The 16403-nt window shown below is 55.9% G+C and carries 15 protein-coding genes; 2 read left to right on the top strand and 13 right to left on the bottom strand.

Annotated features, from left to right (window positions below; all coding sequences use genetic code 11):
* Positions 1–396: a 30S ribosomal protein S6 gene (rpsF, locus tag EPYR_RS02700; RefSeq protein WP_012666876.1), complete on the bottom strand. Its 396-nt coding sequence runs from the start codon at positions 394–396 to the stop codon at positions 1–3.
* A gap of 179 nt (positions 397–575) precedes the next feature.
* Positions 576–1337: an esterase gene (gene yjfP / locus EPYR_RS02695; protein ID WP_012666875.1), complete on the bottom strand. Its 762-nt coding sequence runs from the start codon at positions 1335–1337 to the stop codon at positions 576–578.
* Between the two features lie 193 nt (positions 1338–1530).
* On the opposite strand from yjfP, the gene EPYR_RS02690 reads away from it, so the two are divergent.
* Both EPYR_RS02690 and bsmA read left to right on the top strand, forming a co-directional pair.
* Complete coding sequence (locus EPYR_RS02690) at positions 1531–3465, top strand: methyl-accepting chemotaxis protein (RefSeq protein WP_012666874.1); 1935 nt, start codon at positions 1531–1533, stop codon at positions 3463–3465.
* Positions 3466–3508: 43 nt separating this feature from the next.
* Complete coding sequence (bsmA, locus tag EPYR_RS02685) at positions 3509–3835, top strand: biofilm peroxide resistance protein BsmA (RefSeq protein WP_462486255.1); 327 nt, start codon at positions 3509–3511, stop codon at positions 3833–3835.
* Positions 3836–3900: 65 nt separating this feature from the next.
* Here bsmA and rlmB read toward each other — a convergent pair whose 3' ends face one another.
* The 11 genes from rlmB to mutL form a co-directional block, all read right to left on the bottom strand.
* Positions 3901–4638: a 23S rRNA (guanosine(2251)-2'-O)-methyltransferase RlmB gene (gene rlmB / locus EPYR_RS02680; RefSeq protein WP_012666872.1), complete on the bottom strand. Its 738-nt coding sequence runs from the start codon at positions 4636–4638 to the stop codon at positions 3901–3903.
* Between the two features lie 77 nt (positions 4639–4715).
* The gene (gene rnr, locus EPYR_RS02675) at positions 4716–7157 is read right to left on the bottom strand and encodes a ribonuclease R (protein WP_012666871.1); all 2442 of its coding nucleotides are present in this window, start codon (positions 7155–7157) and stop codon (positions 4716–4718) included.
* Positions 7158–7173: 16 nt separating this feature from the next.
* Entirely contained in the window at positions 7174–7425 is a 252-nt protein-coding gene (locus tag EPYR_RS18820) for a helix-turn-helix domain-containing protein (protein ID WP_014538516.1), read from the bottom strand.
* Between the two features lie 197 nt (positions 7426–7622).
* Complete coding sequence (locus tag EPYR_RS02670) at positions 7623–8921, bottom strand: adenylosuccinate synthase (protein ID WP_012666870.1); 1299 nt, start codon at positions 8919–8921, stop codon at positions 7623–7625.
* A 122-nt stretch (positions 8922–9043) separates the two neighbouring features.
* Positions 9044–9211 carry a DUF2065 domain-containing protein gene (locus tag EPYR_RS02665; RefSeq protein ID WP_226060698.1) on the bottom strand — a complete coding sequence of 56 codons (168 nt, stop codon included), beginning with the start codon at positions 9209–9211 and terminating at the stop codon, positions 9044–9046.
* A 106-nt stretch (positions 9212–9317) separates the two neighbouring features.
* The gene (gene hflC, locus EPYR_RS02660) at positions 9318–10322 is read right to left on the bottom strand and encodes a protease modulator HflC (protein ID WP_012666868.1); all 1005 of its coding nucleotides are present in this window, start codon (positions 10320–10322) and stop codon (positions 9318–9320) included.
* Positions 10323–10325: 3 nt separating this feature from the next.
* Positions 10326–11579, bottom strand: coding sequence for an FtsH protease activity modulator HflK (gene hflK / locus EPYR_RS02655; RefSeq protein WP_012666867.1), 1254 nt, complete (start codon positions 11577–11579; stop codon positions 10326–10328).
* A gap of 117 nt (positions 11580–11696) precedes the next feature.
* A complete protein-coding gene (gene hflX, locus EPYR_RS02650; protein WP_012666866.1) occupies positions 11697–12977 on the bottom strand; it encodes a ribosome rescue GTPase HflX in 1281 nt (426 codons plus the stop codon).
* Positions 12978–13206: 229 nt separating this feature from the next.
* Complete coding sequence (gene hfq / locus EPYR_RS02645) at positions 13207–13518, bottom strand: RNA chaperone Hfq (protein WP_012666865.1); 312 nt, start codon at positions 13516–13518, stop codon at positions 13207–13209.
* A 101-nt stretch (positions 13519–13619) separates the two neighbouring features.
* Positions 13620–14570, bottom strand: a complete 951-nt coding sequence (gene miaA, locus EPYR_RS02640) for a tRNA (adenosine(37)-N6)-dimethylallyltransferase MiaA (protein WP_012666864.1) — start codon at positions 14568–14570, stop codon at positions 13620–13622.
* On the bottom strand, positions 14563–16389 hold the full coding sequence (gene mutL, locus EPYR_RS02635) for a DNA mismatch repair endonuclease MutL (RefSeq protein WP_012666863.1): 1827 nt from the start codon (positions 16387–16389) through the stop codon (positions 14563–14565). The genes miaA and mutL overlap by 8 nt, the downstream gene beginning before the upstream one ends.
* Positions 16390–16403 lie beyond the last annotated feature (14 nt).

Below are 16403 nucleotides of genomic sequence, written 5' to 3'. Positions count from 1 at the left end.
TTACTCTTCAGAATCCCCAGCATCTGCATCATCAGAGGTTTCGTTAGCAAAATCTTCACGACGCTCACGGCGCTCGTCTTTCGCTTTAACCATCGGAGATGCTTCAGTTACCGCGTGCTTAACGCGCATAACCATGCTGCGGATAACGGCGTCGTTGAAGCGGAAGTTAGTTTCCAGCTCATCGATCGCTGCCTGTGGAGCTTCCACGTTCAGCAGAACGTAGTGAGCTTTGTGCAGTTTATTGATCGGGTAAGCCAGCTGACGACGGCCCCAGTCTTCCAGGCGGTGGATCGTACCTTCTGCACCAGTGATGGTGGCAGAATAGCGCTCGATCATGCCAGGAACCTGTTCGCTTTGGTCAGGATGAACCATAAATACGATTTCGTAATGACGCATCGAATTTGCTCCTTACGGATTATTCAGCCTCCTGTCAGGGTCAGCCGTGGCCCATGGAAGCAAGGAACGTTGTTTGTGTACGGCTGAAAAATTGACGCGTAATCATACTGGCGAGACGGCGGAAACACAAGGTAAAGATCGCCTCTGGCGAAAAAGGAGCGCCATGAGTCACCTCTACACTATCTGGTGGCTTTTCCATCACCAGCGGATAATGGCAGGTGATGTGCGAAAAAACCGGTCAATGCCGACAGCGCCGGAGGAGTGATACGGTGCCCCACGCCTTTTTCGATCAGGTATGTCAGATTGCGATCCAGGCCGCTGCGGCGCAAGGCCTGCTCTAAACGCACGCTTTCGGCGACGGGCACCACTTCATCGGCATCGCCGTGCCATATCAGCAGGGGGCGGTTGGCGAAACGCGCCAGCTGATGACTCACGTCATACTCCGCCAGCTGTTTTTCCTGTTCAGCACGATCGGCCACCAGCGGCGGGAACAACGTGGACGCCAGCTGGCGGTAATAACCGGAACCCATCAGGCAGGCGCAGCTGTGTAGCTGTGGATAGCGCGCCAGCGCACCCAGCGCGGTCATTCCGCCCATTGAGGCTCCCGCCACCGCCAAACGTGCACCATCCACCAGCTGATGCTGGCGCAGCGCCCGCTCAATCTGTGGCAGCTCATCAATATTGGTGCGCAGAATGTCCCAGAAGCGCGTTAGCCGCCGCTGGTCATCACCGTCATAACGCGCACCGTGCATATCGGCATCCGGCAGCACGGCGCGATATCCCGCCTGCGCCAGCGCCACGGCAAAGTAGGCGTACACCTCTTTCGACGAGCTGTAGCCATGATAAAACAGCACGGTGGGTAACGCCTGATGCCGTTTACCGGAAGGGAAAGCATGTAAACATTCGATCTCTGCGAAACGTTCAGTATTCAGCTCAATCATGATATCTCCTGTTGATATTCAGCGCTTCCCGCCGCCAAAGCGGGCCGGATGGCGTTATTAACGTACGAAGCAAACGCAGCTAAGCATCAGCCCCAGGAAAAAACACTAGGAATAAGCCTTTAATTTTAAAGAGAATATTATAATTACCTGCCGTATAATCCGCGCATTCCCTCAAATGATACAAGGCATAACAATGAAGCGCTTCTTTCTCAAAACACGGAGCTTGGGCGTCCAGCTTTCAGTACTGACTTCGTTCAGCGTGGCGGTGCTGTTTTTAATTTTAACGCTAACCCTGAGTCATAATGCCGCACAGCAGGTGCGCGCCCTGGCCATAGTCGATATGCAAAATCAGGCGGACGATATTAGCGATATGGCCAGTATGTTTAACACCACCCTGCGCGAGGAAGTAATCAACTACAGCCGGCTGTTCCAGAGCTACCTGCCTGGACCTTTTTCGCTGGACGAGTCTCAAAGCATTCAGGTTGGCTCGCTTGCCACACCCGCGCTGCGCGCCGGCATGCGTAAGCTGAACCTCGATCATACGCTGGTCGATGATTTCCGGCAGCGCACCGGGGCAATTGCCACAATTTTCGTCCGTAGCGGCGATGAGTTTGTGCGTATTTCTACCTCGTTGCGTAAAGAGAATGGCGAGCGCGCTCTCGCTACCCGGCTGGATCACCATAGTCCGGCATGGGAGCCGCTAAACAAGGGCAAGGTTTTCCAGGGCATAGCCCTGCTGTTTGGCAAACCCTATATCACCCAGTACCAACCGTTGCGTGATGAGTCAGGCCGCATTATCGCGATTCAGTTTATCGGCATAGATATCAGCAAACAGTATGCCGCGATCCGTGAGAAAGTGCTGGCAAAACATCTCGGCGACAGTGGCTCTTTCTACGTGCTGAATAGCACTGCTGGCCCCGATCGCGGTCAGTATCTGCTTCATCCGAGCCGGGAAGGTCAGCTGCCGGGCCTGCCGCTGGAGGCGCAGCAGCAGATACACAGTCAGCCACAAGGTACGCTTGAATGCGTTGATGACACAGGTGAAGCGAAGATGCTCACCTGGCACTATCTGCCCGAATGGAGCTGGGTGGTGGTTGGCGAGGTTAACAAGAGCAGCCTGCTGGCCCCGGTGAAGCATACGCGCAATATGTTTCTGCTGATCGGCGCCGCGCTGGTGGTGATGTTTGCCGGGCTGTTCATCTGGGCGATCCAACGCTGGCTGAGCCACCCCCTGCACAGGGTGATTAACCTGGCGCAGCAGTATGCGGCTGGCAACCTGCTGGCCACGCTGGAAACCCGGCGCCAGGATGAGATCGGTCAGCTGATTGTCGCGATTAACGGAATAGGTGACGGCCTGCAGCAGGTGGTCGCCCAGGTGCGTACCGCCGCCGATGAGATATCCGGCGGTACAGATGCGATCGTCAGCAGCAGCAGTGATATCAGTGAGCAAATTACCTGCCAGGCCAGCAGCATGGAGGAAACCTGTGCCAACATGGAGCTGCTGGGCGCCACGGTAGAACAGAATGCGCACAACGTCATGCAAGCTCTGAAGCTGGTCGGTGAAGCTGCTGAAGCCGTCAGCCAGGGCAATGAAACCGTTGGTCGCTCAGCCGCCACGATGTCGGATATTAACTCTGCTGCGCAGAGCATTGCCGATATTACGCAAGTGATCGAATCTATTGCCTTCCAGACCAATATCCTCGCACTGAACGCGGCGGTTGAAGCAGCCCGCGCCGGGGAACAGGGCAAAGGCTTTGCCGTCGTCGCCGGAGAAGTGAGAGCCTTATCGCAGCGCAGCGCGCAAGCGGCTAAAGAGATCGATCGGCTGATCGCCGACTCGCTGGAAAAAGTGGTGCAGGGGCAACAGCTGTCGGGGCAGACGCGACAGGCGATGGATAATATCACCGCCCGCATTGAACAGGTGAAAGCGTTGATGGGGGATATCAACATCGCATCGCAGGAGCAGTCCAGCGGTATCGGTCAAGTGAGTCAGGCAATGGCACAAATCGGTCAGGCATCGCAGCAAAACAGCCAGCGAGTCGCCGATTCCGAAATGACGGCACAGGAGCTGAACTGCAAGGGGCATCACCTCAACGAACTGGTAAAGGTCTTCAGCGTCAGGTCATAAAATGACCTATAATAAGAGCTATCATTCCTGTGAGGTAATGATTATGCGTAAGATAGCCGCTGTACTCATCACGCTTCTGCTTAGCAGTTGCCATTCACTTTATAACTCGCCACAACCTTTACCTGTGCCGACAGCTCAGGCGCAGGAAATTGACCGTGCACAGAGTCACGGTTTGCCGCGCCTCGGCATTGCCAACGTAACGGTTGAAGGCTCTCCTGACGACGCTGGACGGGCGCTGGCGGCCAAAGCCAACGCCGCCGGCGCCCGTTACTACCAGATCCTGGCGCTCTCTGAAAAAAGGGGAGCCGGCATTTGGTATGGTTCAGCAATCTTATATGGTCCGGCAGGAGCGGCCACTGGCGCGTACTAAACAAGTCAGATAAATGACGTGATGGGCGAGTAGACTATCGGGGCGCAGAATGCGTCCCGATAGGTTTATTTCACGCTGCGCTGGCGCACCGCTTCGAACAGACAAACCCCGGTTGCCACCGAGACGTTAAGCGAAGAGACGCTTCCCGCCATCGGAATGCTGATTAACTCGTCACAATGTTCACGCGTCAGACGGCGCATTCCTTCCCCTTCGGCACCCATCACCAACGCCATCGGCCCGGTCATTTTGCTTTGATACAGGGTGTGATCGGCTTCACCGGCCGTGCCGACGATCCAGACATTCGCTTCCTGCAAAACGCGCATGGTACGTGCCAGGTTTGTCACGCGGACCAGCGGGATATGCTCCGCCGCGCCGCTGGCCACTTTTTTCGCCGTGGCATTCAGCGCCGCAGAACGGTCTTTCGGCACGATAATCGCATGGACTCCGGCAGCATCGGCGCTGCGCATGCAGGCCCCGAGGTTGTGCGGATCGGTGACGCCATCGAGGATCAACAGAAACGGATTATCCAGGCTCGCCAGCAGATCCGGCAGGTCGCCCTCCTGATACTGACGCCCGGGCTTGACGCGTGCAATAATGCCCTGATGAACCGCGCCTTCCGATGTGTTATCCAGCATCTGCTTGTTCGCCACCTGAATGACAATGCCCTGCGCTTCCAGTGCTTTCACCAGCGTCTGCAGGCGACGATCTTCGCGACCTTTCAGGATAAAAACTTCCTGGAAACGCTGCGGGTCGCTGTCAAGCAGCGCCTGTACGGCGTGGATACCAAAAACAATTTCACTCATGTTTCACATACTCAAAGGTCATTGATAGCGGCGATCTTTGTTGCGATCGCCCGGTGTGCATAGTTTGCCGCGTTGCGTTATGCGTCGTCGCTTTTCTTCGCACGTTTGGCACGCGTCGCGGACGCAATTTTACGACTTTTGTCCGACGGTTTACGCGACCTTTTCGGTTTTGCCGCCGCCGGAGCGCTATCAGCAGGTTTCGGCGTGCGGAAGGCGCTATCCGGCTCAACGTTTGCCCCCTTGCGCGGCGCACGACGGCGACTGCCGCTGTTCTTCGCCGCGCCACGTTTTTCGCGCTCGCGTTCAGTTTTGCCTTCGCCACGCGGTTTACGGCTGCTGGATATCAGCGCGAAGTCGATTTTACGTTCGTCCATATGCACAGCATCAACGCGGACTTCAACCGTATCACCCAGGCGATAGGTACGACCGCCGGACTCACCAATCAGGCGCTGGCCGACGGCATCAAAGCGGTAGTAATCGTTATCCAGCGTCGAAACGTGTACCAGCCCGTCGATAAACAGATCGGTCAGACGCACGAAGAAACCGAAGCCGGTCACGCTGGAGATCACACCACTAAAGGTTTCCCCGACCTGATCCTGCATAAAGTCACATTTCAGCCAGTCGGCGACGTCACGCGTTGCTTCATCGGCGCGGCGCTCGGTCATTGAACAGTGCTGGCCAAACTGCAACATCTGCGGCATTTCATAGTGGAAGCCACCATTTGGCGTGGTATTGCCCTGCAATGTACCCGCCTCTTTCGTTAACAGATACTTGATGGCACGGTGCAGCAGCAGGTCAGGATAACGGCGGATTGGCGAGGTAAAGTGCGCGTAGGACGCCAGCGCCAGGCCAAAGTGGCCACGGTTTTCCGGATCGTAGACCGCCTGCTTCATCGAGCGCAGCAGCATGGTTTGCAGCATTTCGTGATCCGGACGACCGGCGATCTGCTTCAGCAGCTCGGCATAATCCAGCGGCTGCGGCTTGTCACCGCCGGGCAGCGTCAGCCCCAGCTCGTTCAGTACCGAGCGGAAGCTCTTCACATTCTCCTCCCCTGGACGGTCGTGATCGCGGAACAGCGCCGGTTCGTTATTCTTCTCAACGTAGCGCGCCGAAGCGATGTTAGCGAGGATCATGCACTCTTCGATCAGTTTATGCGCATCATTGCGCACCACTTGCTCAACGCGTTCAATGCGGCGTTCGGCATTGAAGATAAACTTCGCTTCCTCGGTTTCAAACGAGATGCCGCCGCGCTGCTCACGGGATTTTTCCAGCGCCAGATACATGCGGTGCAGCTCTTCCAGGTCTTTCACCAGCGGCTCATAGTGCTGACGCAGCTCCTGATCCCCCTGCAGGATGTTCCACACTTTGTTGTAGGTCAGGCGGGCAAAGGAGTTCATCACCGCTTCGTAATGCTTATAACCGGTCAGCTTGCCGGTGGAGGAGATGGTCATCTCACACACCATGCACAAACGGTCAACCTCCGGGTTCAGTGAACACAGACCGTTAGACAGCACTTCCGGCAACATCGGCACCACCTGCGACGGGAAATAGACCGAGGTGCCACGGTTGACCGCTTCATCGTCCAGCGGCGTGCCGGGACGAACGTAGTAGCTGACGTCAGCAATGGCCACCCACAAACGCCAGCCGCCGCCTCGTTTGCGTTCGCAGAACACCGCATCATCAAAGTCACGCGCATCTTCACCGTCAATGGTCACCAGCGGCAGATCGCGCAGATCAACGCGGCCACGCTTGGCTTCTTCCGGGACTTCTTCACTCAGATGTGCAATCTGTTTTTCCAGCGCTTCCGGCCAGACATGCGGAATATCATGAGTGCGTAGCGCCATATCGACGGCCATGCTGGTGCCCATGTTATCGCCCAGAACTTCCACAATTTTGCCAACGGCTTTGGTGCGGCGGGTTGGGCGCTGACTCAGCTCTACCACCACCACAAAGCCCATGCGAGCGCCCATTAGCTCTTCGGCGGGGATCAGTATATCGAAGCTCAGACGGCTGTCGTCCGGCACCACAAAGCCCACGCCGGCATCGGTAAAGTAGCGGCCAACGATCTGACTTTTACGCGGTTCAACCACGCGAACCACGCGCGCTTCGCGGCGGCCTTTGCGGTCTGCGCCCATCGCCTGTGCGAGGATCACATCCCCGTGCATGCACATTTTCATCTGCTCGGCAGAAAGATAGAGGTCGTCCTTGCTGCCTTCAATGCGTAAGAAACCAAAGCCGTCGCGATGGCCTATCACCTTGCCTTTTAGCAGATCCAGGCGTTCCGGCAGCGCGTAACACTGGCGGCGGGTAAACACCAGCTGCCCATCACGTTCCATCGCACGCAGACGACGGCGCAGCGCCTCGGTTTGTTCTTCTCCGCTAATGTCTAATTCTTGCGCCAGCTCTTCGCGGCTGGCTGGCTTTTCGCGTTTGTCCAGATGAGCAAGAATGAATTCGCGGCTCGGAATAGGGTTGTCGTATTTTTCAGCTTCTCGTTCCTGAAAAGGATCGTGTGACATCGAGGTTCCTCCGTTGTCAGCGACTGAGTGAAGGGTATTCAATCAGCAAAATTGGGTAGAGCGGATGGTTGTCTTCAACCCGTTCGGCCAGGGTGTATCGGTCAAGCTCGTGCAGAAAACGTTGCACCCTGTCATGCCGGGCTGTTTTCCGGCGGCATGCCGGGGTGATGTGACAAAATTTACTGTTATTGGTCATCCGCCCCGTGCGCAGCGAAGCGGGACAGAACAGCGCGCGTAATCCATAATCTGTGAAACGGGTTAGCTGCACGGTAACCTCAGGGATTCAACGACAGCTGGCGTTGCCATCCGCTCAACAATGTATTTGTGAGCATTGATAATAAACCAGCCGTAGTGTAGCAGGCCAATATATTTAAGCAGCGGGAATTAACGACAACAACAGACGGGAACAGCAGAGCGCCGGTGCGGAGTAAGATCTGGCCGGGCAACGCCCGGCCTGAAACAGAATTATGCGTCAAACGGATCGCGCAGAATCATGGTTTCGCTACGATCCGGACCGGTAGAAATGATATCAACCGGCACGCCGGTCACCTCTTCAACGCGCTTAATATAATCGCGCGCTGCCTGTGGCAGACCGTCCAGCGTCTTCACGCCGAAAGTGGTTTCGCTCCATCCCGGCAGCGTTTCATAAATTGGCTCAATGCCTTCCCAGCCTTCTGCTGCCAGCGGTGTGGTGGTCACTTCGCTGCCATCCGGCATGCGGTAAGCCACACAGATCTTCACTTCTTTCAGACCGTCCAGCACGTCCAGTTTGGTCATGCAGAAGCCCGACAGGGAGTTGATCTGAACCGCACGGCGCACGGCGACCGCATCCAGCCAGCCGGTACGACGACGGCGACCGGTCGTTGCGCCAAACTCGTTGCCCTGCCTGCACAGGAACTCGCCGGTTTCATCGAACAGTTCGGTCGGGAAAGGGCCTGCACCCACGCGGGTGGAGTAGGCTTTAACAATCCCCAACACGTAATCGACATAGCGCGGGCCAATACCTGAACCGGTTGCTACACCACCGGCTGTGGTATTAGAAGAGGTGACGTACGGGTAAGTACCGTGATCGATATCGAGTAGCGTACCCTGAGCGCCTTCAAACATGATCAGATCGCCACGCTGACGCGCACCGTCCAGCAGTTCAGAGACGTCAACCACCATACTGGTCAGGATATCGGCAATCGCCATCACGTCCGCCAGCACTTTGTCGTAGTCGACCGCTTCTGTTTTGTAGTAGTTAACCAGCTGGAAGTTGTGATATTCCATCACCTCTTTCAGCTTCGTGGCGAAAGTCTCTTTATTGAACAGATCGCCCACGCGCAGACCACGACGGGCCACTTTATCTTCATAAGCCGGACCAATACCACGACCGGTAGTGCCGATCGCCTTCGCACCGCGTGCTTTTTCACGCGCCACGTCCAGCGCCACATGATACTCAAGGATCAGCGGGCAGGCTTCGGAAATGAACAGACGTTCGCGCACCGGGAAACCACGATCTTCCAGACCTTTCATCTCTTTCATCAGCGCAGCCGGAGACAGCACAACACCGTTGCCGATGATGCTGGTGACGTTTTCACGCAGAATGCCAGATGGGATTAAGTGGAGGACGGTTTTCTCACCGTTGATGACTAGCGTATGGCCAGCGTTATGACCTCCCTGGTAGCGTACTACGTATTTAGCACGCTCAGTCAGGAGGTCAACAATCTTACCTTTACCTTCGTCACCCCATTGGGTGCCCAGTACGACGACGTTCTTACCCATTTTTCAAAATCACCGATTGCTTAAAAAAGGATTCTACCATCGTCATTTTCCTCTTTCAGCTGTTTTAGCATACGATTGCGTTCTTTTTGGCTAAAATTTGCTTTGCGCGGCTTTTCGAACGTTCAACCAGCGTGAGTCCGGCTCAGCATGTAACAGACAACGATACCCGCGACCACCAGGCCGCCTCCCACCCGGTGCAGAAGGCTGTCCGGCATCTGCGCCATCGCAATAATCATGCGTCGCCACAGGCGCGGCCAGAGCATTAGCCCAATCCCTTCAAATATCAACACTCATCCCAGCGCCATCCATACGGTTATATTCATTTGTTCACTGACTGCCTTCGTTGCCACAAAAAAGGGCCGGAAAATCCGGCCCTTTGGCTGTTATAGCAAATGATTAACGCGTGGTGGTAGCAGGACTCTTCATAAAGCGGAAGAAGTCGCTATCCGGGCTAAGCACCATCACATCCTGGTTGCTTTTGAAACTGTTATCGTAAGCACGCAGGCTGCGCACGAACGCGTAGAAATCCGGATCCTTACTGAACGCATCAGCAAACAGTTTCGCCGCTTCAGCATCCCCTTCCCCCTGCGTAATCAGCGCCTGACGGCGGGCTTCTGCCAGCGTATGCTCAACCTCATAATCCGCCTGCGCACGCACTTTAGCCGCTTCTTCCGCACCCTGAGCACGCTGGCTACGGGCAACAGATTCACGCTCGGCGCGCATACGCGCATAGATGGCGTCAGAAACTTCGGTCGGCAGGTTGATCTGCTTGATGCGCACGTCAACGACCTGAATACCCAACGCAGCCATGCTGTTCGGGTTGATAGCCGGTTCGTTACTGTTGGTCTCCCGCTCCACGCGCTTGGCAACGGAGGCGATCGCATCATCGGCGGCCGGCGTCGTGACATCATCATCCTGACCCGCACTGCCGGTATTCAGCGCATCGCGTACGTCAGTGGTCAGACGGCCACGGGAATCGGTGACGATGTCCTTGACATCCAGACGACCAATCTCAGAACGCAGACGGTCACTGAACTTACGTTTCAGCAGAACTTCAGCCTGAGAAACATCACCGCCGCCGGTGGCGAGATAATAACGGCTGAAATCGCTGACGCGCCATTTGATGTAGGAATCAACGATCAGATCTTTCTTCTCTTTGGTGACGAAGCGATCGGCCTGGTTATCCATAGTCTGGATACGCGCATCGAGCGACTTCACCGACTCCAGAAATGGGATCTTGAAATGCAGACCTGGCGCGTACACCAGCGGTTTATTCTCGTTATCGCGCAGAACTTTGCCGAAGCGCATGACAATGCCGCGCTGGCCTTCCTGCACAACAAACAGTGACGTGTACAACACCACCAGCACAACAATCAATACAACGATTAATGGCTTACGCATCGTTTACTCTCTCCCTTCGCGCTGGGTATCGGAACGCAGAGCATTCACCCGGCGCTGATCCATAATGTCGTCCGGACTGGACGACGAACTGCTGTTGGCGCGTTCCTTGCTGCCTGAGGCAGGAGGCAGACGCAGCAGACTGCTGCTTCCGTCCTGAGAATTGCCGGTTGATGCGCCGGCCTGGCCGCGCATCAGCTGATCCAGCGGCAACACCATCAGGTTGTTGCCTTTATCGTTAACCAGCACCTTACGGGTATGGCCGAGTACGCGCTCCATGGTTTCGATATACAGACGCTCCCGCGTTATCTGCGGTGCGGCTTTATATTCCGGCAAGATACGTGCGAAGCTGTCCACTTCACCCTGCGCTTCCAGAGTGACGCGGGCTTTATAGGCACGGGCCTGTTCCAGAATACCCTGCGCATCACCACGGGCGCGCGGCAGTTTGTCGTTCGCATAGGCTTCGGCTTCACGCACCGACTGCTCACGATTTTCACGCGCGGCAATCGCATCATCGAAGGATGCTTTTACATCTTCCGGTGGGCGCGCCGTCTGGAAGTTGACGTCCAGCAGGGTAATTCCCATATCGTAAGGACGGATGGTTTCCTCCAGCTCGCGCTGCGTATCGCTACGCACCACGGTCCGGCCTTCGGTCAGAATGCGATCCATGGTTGAACGACCGATCACGCCACGCAAGGCGCTATCAGTTGCCTGCCGCAGACTGTCATCCGCGCTGGTAACGGCAAACATATAGCGTTCAGGGTTGGTCACGCGGTACTGCACGTTCATTTCAACGCGCACCACATTTTCATCCGAAGTGAGCATGGTGCCGGAGGCAGACAGCTCGCGCACCGCTTCCACGTTTACCGCACGCACCCGATCGATAAACGTCGGTTTCCAGTTCAGCCCCGGCTCCACCAGGTGGCTGAATTTACCAAAGCGCGTCACCACGCCACGTTCAGCCTCTTTAATGGTATAGAAGCCGCTGGCAGCCCAGATAACCACTGCGGCCACGGCCACGATGCCAACCAGACGTCCGCCATTTCCGGCTGCGCGCGGTGTGCCACCGTTGCCGTCAGCGCCTTTTTTACCACCGCCCAAGCCACCAAGCTTATTGCTCAGTTTACGGAAGATATCATCCAAATCAGGTGGCCCTTTGTCGCGCCCCCCTTTATTTCCCCCAGAGTTGCCGCCTTGATTATTGCTGCTTCCCCACGGGTCGCGGTCCTGTCCGTTATTTCCGGGCTGATTCCACGCCATGTTTATACTCCATTAATTGTGTGTGCGGTGGTACCCCAGGAAGGGGTACGCATGTCAGGCAAAATCAGGCTGCGTCCCGCCACTGCGCGCGAACCTCGCTGCCGGGACATAGCCTTGTTAAATAATGTAATCCACCAGCTCCGGCTCCTGTTTGCACAGGCGACGCCAGTCGACGATCGGCATACGCACCTGTAATCCCAGGCTGCCATCCTCTTCATTCCACTCTTTATCTATCGCCCGCAGTTGGTAAAAACGACTGCGCAGCCGTCCCGCTGCTGGCGGAAGACGTAACTCAAACTGCGCAATCTCACCGGCCAAACGCTCGGTCAGCGCCTGGAACAGCAGCGGGATACCTTCTCCGGTTTGCGCGGAAAGCCATACCCTGACAGGCAGATTTTCTTCATCACGATCGATACGCGGTACAAAGCCGTCCAGCATATCGATTTTGTTCATCACCAGCAGGCTGGGGATTTCAGCAGATTCTATCTCTTCCAGTACCACATTGACCGCGTCGATGTTCTCTTCGATCCGCAGATCCGCTGCGTCAACGATGTGCAGCAACAGCGCGGCTTCACGGGTCTCCTGCAGCGTGGCTTTAAAGGCAGCCACCAGGTCATGCGGCAAATGGCGGATAAAACCGACGGTATCAGCCAGCACCACTTCGCCGACATCGGCAACATCAACACGACGCAGCGTTGGGTCGAGCGTGGCAAACAGCTGGTCGGCGGCGTAAACCTCCGCCGAGGTTAAGCGATTAAACAACGTTGATTTGCCCGCATTGGTATAACCTACCAGCGACACGGTCGGCACATCCGCTTTGTTACGTGCCTGTCTGCCCTGCTCGCGCTGTTTAGACACGCGCTCAAGGCGGGAAAGGATCAGGGTGATACGGTTACGCAGTAAACGACGGTCGGTTTCCAACTGAGTTTCGCCCGGGCCGCGCAGACCGATTCCGCCTTTCTGGCGTTCAAGGTGGGTCCAGCCGCGCACCAGACGCGTGGCAAGATGGCGCAGCTGAGCCAGCTCGACCTGCAGCTTGCCTTCATGAGTACGCGCACGTTGGGCGAAAATATCCAGAATCAGCCCGGTGCGATCGATAACCCGACACTCACACAGCGCTTCAAGATTACGCTCCTGTGCCGGGCTAAGGGCATGATCGAATAGCACCACCGTGGCACCGCTCTCTTTTACCGCATCGGCAATTTCTACAGCTTTTCCTTCACCGACAAAAAACTTGGGGTGGGGCGCTTTACGGCTGCCGGTCACGACACGCAGCGCTTCAACACCGGCGGATGACACCAGGGTTTCAAATTCCTGTAAATCATCCGTATCTTTGTCTTGCGAGAAATAGATGTGCACCAGTACGGCCTGCTCACCGGCATCATAACGGTCAAACAAACTTAAAACCTCTCAATACCTTGTTAAACCTGCTGCGCTTTGGCCATACTGCGTCAATATCAGATTCGGGATGCGCGTCCGGTTTAAAGAACGGCGTTTTGTATGGCCTCACGCCATATCAGCTGCGCGATGTGGCAAACCAGACGATAGTTCATTACCACTTTGAGGTACTGCCAGGACGGGGGCCGGGACACAAAGACTCCCCGTCGTGGAGAAACGGTCACGCTGGTTATTCGGCGTCAACACTGTCTTGCTGCGGCTGAGAAGAAGGCGCCTGATTGCTACTGCTATGGTGATAGTTGTTGCTTCCGCCACCGGTATTATTGCTATGATGGGAAACCGGACGGGACGGAACAACGGTAGAAATAGCGTGCTTATACACCATCTGACTGACCGTATTTTTCAAAAGAATTACAAACTGGTCAAACGATTCGATCTGGCCCTGCAGTTTAATACCATTTACTAAATAAATCGAAACCGGAACACGTTCGCGACGCAGTGCGTTTAAGAACGGGTCTTGTAATGATTGCCCCTTAGCCATTCTGTCTTTTCCTTATATGCTTGTTGTTGTAACTTGAGAACCATGCGGTTCGAAATACGACGAAAAAAATTTGCGCAAAGTAATGCACCAATTGTACACAATCACCCAGGCTTCGCACTAAGAACCTGTAACACTCTGCTATACGCCGCATCAGGCTGTTCGCTGTCAAGCCATTGAACATCTTTCCAGCCACGTAGCCAGGTCATCTGGCGCTTAGCCAACTGCCGGGTGGCACAAATTCCCCGATAAACCATATCATCGTAGTCAATTTCACCCGATAAATATGACCACATCTGGCGATAACCGACACAACGAATGGAAGGCATTTCCGTATGCAAATCGCCTCGTGCAAAGAGCGCCCGAGCCTCCGCTTCAAATCCTGACGCCAGCATCTGGTGAAACCGCTGCTCGATGCGCTTATGGATCAGTTCGCGGCTCGCCGGAGCGATAGCAAACTGTGAAACATCATACGGCAGAGCTTTACCCGACGTTTTTATCAGTTCGGTTAAAGTTTTACCCGAAATAAAAAAAACTTCCAGTGCTCGCGAGAGTCTCTGCGGATCATTCGGATGAATACGATGGGCCGCCACGGGATCTATGTCACATAATTGGCGATGCAGCGCTTCCCAACCGGCTTCGCGCGCCATCTGCTCTATACGCTGACGAACTGCCGCATCGGCCGAGGGCAGCGGCGATAATCCTTCCAGTAACGCCTTGTAATAGAGCATGGTGCCGCCAATAAGCAGCGGAATATTGCCCCGCCGGGTAATCTCCGCCATTTCAGCCAGCGCATCGCGACGAAATTCGGCAGCAGAATAGGCCTGCGAAGGGTCGCGGATGTCCAGTAAACGATGGGGCGCAAGCGCCAGTTCTTCTGCGGAGGGTTTAGCGGTGCCAATATCCATACCGCGATAGATCAGCGCCGAATCAACGCTAATCAGCTCTACCGGCAGCGCCTGGCGTAGTGCAATCGCCAGTGCGGTCTTGCCGGAGGCCGTCGGCCCCATCAAAAATATGGCCCTGGGCAGGCCAGCCGTGGATTGTTCACTCATGCTTCAGGGCGTTCATCGCCATTTCAATATCGACGTTTTGTAGTAATCCAGAAGGTGGCGATTTAACCAGCTGCGGGCTAAGTCTTTCAACTTCTGCCAGCAGGGTAATCGCCTGCGAATGATTCCAGTGCTGAGGCTCCGATGCCGACTGACGCGCCAGCCACTGCGCCAACTGATATGCTGTAACCTCTTGATGCCGGGTCAAATACCCTAACATTTCTGGAATCAAGTTTTGTAAATTTTGTTGGCGTAACGGTAAAGGCACGGCACGCAGCATCACATGATGCGCGTCAAACTGCAGGTCAATGCCCATCTGATTCAGTAACGCGCTGCAGCGGCTCCCGGCGTCACGTTCAGCCTTGTCCAGCTTCAGCCGTAGCGGAATCAACAACGGCTGCGGTTTCAGCCCCTCACTGCCGGGTTCCAGCTGCGCCTGCTTCAGCCAGCGCGCAGCCACCGCCAGCGCCAGCAGCGCCAGACCATTCTTGCCTTCAAGCAGCGCATACCGTTCCTGAACCACCGTCAGCACGCGGCCAAAGCTATGCGTATGCCCGCTTAGCGGAGGCTCTTTGTTCGGCGCTGCGGATGCAGGTGGCGGCTCTTCACTGCGCGCAGGCGTTTGCAGCAGCTGTTGATAGACCGCACCTTCACGCTTTTGATATAGCGGCTCCTGACGCTGCCAGCTGCCGCCGCCGGGTGAAGCCGGACGCGGTGCGGCGGCGGCGGGGGTGGAGAAGTGGTTGCCTCCCGCCGCCTGGCGGTTTTCCGGCTGCCGGTGTTCAGCGGGCTGAACAGTGGCGATTTCCGGTAGCGTCTCCACTCCGCTCTCCTGCAACACGCTGATCACGCCCTGATAGATAAAGTCGTGCACCAGCCGCGACTGATGGAAACGCACCTCATGTTTGGCCGGGTGGACGTTAACATCCACCTGGTGCGGATCGATCTCCAGATAGAGCACGTACGCCGGCTGATGCCGATCTCCCAGCTTGTCCTGATAGGCTTGACGGATAGCATGATTAATCAGGCGATCACGCATCATGCGGCCGTTAACGTAACAATATTGCAGTTCACTCAACGCTTTAGAACCCACCGGATCCGCCACCCAGCCGTGCAGACTCAGCTCACTATGCTGCCAGGCAATCTTCAGGGCGTGAGTGAGAAAGGCGGTGCCGCATATGGCACCAAGACGACGCTCGCGCTGACCGTCATCGCTCACGGCACGATATTGCCGTACCAGCTTGCCGTTGTGACTGAGCGAAATGGCCACGTCAAAGCGCGCCAGCGCAATGCGCCGAATAATCTCATCAATATGGGTGAATTCGGTTTTCTCGGTGCGCATAAATTTGCGGCGCGCCGGGGTATTGTAAAACAGATCGAGCACTTCAAGCGTGGTTCCCACCGGGTGCGCGGCGGGCTTTACGGTCACCGCCTGATCGCGCCCTTCCGCATAGGCTTGCCAGGCTTCACTTTGCGCTTCAGTACGCGAAGTCAGCGTCAGGCGAGATACCGAGCTGATACTGGCCAGCGCTTCGCCACGAAAACCGAGGCTGATAATCGCCTCCAGGTCATCCAGGCTGGCGATTTTACTGGTGGCATGACGGGCTAACGCCATCGCCAGTTCGTCTTTATCTATCCCGCAGCCGTTATCACGAATGCGGATCAGCTTCGCACCGCCCTTTTCGATGTCGATATCAATACGCGTGGCCCCGGCATCCAGGCTGTTTTCCACCAGCTCCTTCACCACCGACGCCGGGCGTTCTACCACCTCACCGGCGGCGATCTGGTTAGCCAGCTGCGGCGGTAATACCTGAATGAGCATTGAATATCCTTAGG

The organism is Erwinia pyrifoliae DSM 12163 (genome assembly GCF_000026985.1).
Lineage (GTDB): Bacteria > Pseudomonadota > Gammaproteobacteria > Enterobacterales > Enterobacteriaceae > Erwinia > Erwinia pyrifoliae.
Note: the sequence above shows the minus strand (reverse complement) of the source record. Positions and strands in the feature narration are given on the sequence as shown.

Excerpts from the sequence above, each read along its gene's own strand:
- rpsF (WP_012666876.1), bottom strand. The coding sequence starts at position 396 with ATGCGTCATTACGAAATCGTATTTATGGTTCATCCTGACCAAAGCGAA.
- yjfP (WP_012666875.1), bottom strand. The coding sequence starts at position 1,337 with ATGATTGAGCTGAATACTGAACGTTTCGCAGAGATCGAATGTTTACAT.
- EPYR_RS02690 (WP_012666874.1), top strand. The coding sequence starts at position 1,531 with ATGAAGCGCTTCTTTCTCAAAACACGGAGCTTGGGCGTCCAGCTTTCA.
- bsmA (WP_462486255.1), top strand. The coding sequence starts at position 3,509 with ATGCGTAAGATAGCCGCTGTACTCATCACGCTTCTGCTTAGCAGTTGC.
- rlmB (WP_012666872.1), bottom strand. The coding sequence starts at position 4,638 with ATGAGTGAAATTGTTTTTGGTATCCACGCCGTACAGGCGCTGCTTGAC.
- rnr (WP_012666871.1), bottom strand. The coding sequence starts at position 7,157 with ATGTCACACGATCCTTTTCAGGAACGAGAAGCTGAAAAATACGACAAC.
- EPYR_RS02670 (WP_012666870.1), bottom strand. The coding sequence starts at position 8,921 with ATGGGTAAGAACGTCGTCGTACTGGGCACCCAATGGGGTGACGAAGGT.
- hflC (WP_012666868.1), bottom strand. The coding sequence starts at position 10,322 with ATGCGTAAGCCATTAATCGTTGTATTGATTGTTGTGCTGGTGGTGTTG.
- hflK (WP_012666867.1), bottom strand. The coding sequence starts at position 11,579 with ATGGCGTGGAATCAGCCCGGAAATAACGGACAGGACCGCGACCCGTGG.
- hfq (WP_012666865.1), bottom strand. The coding sequence starts at position 13,518 with ATGGCTAAGGGGCAATCATTACAAGACCCGTTCTTAAACGCACTGCGT.
- miaA (WP_012666864.1), bottom strand. The coding sequence starts at position 14,570 with ATGAGTGAACAATCCACGGCTGGCCTGCCCAGGGCCATATTTTTGATG.
- mutL (WP_012666863.1), bottom strand. The coding sequence starts at position 16,389 with ATGCTCATTCAGGTATTACCGCCGCAGCTGGCTAACCAGATCGCCGCC.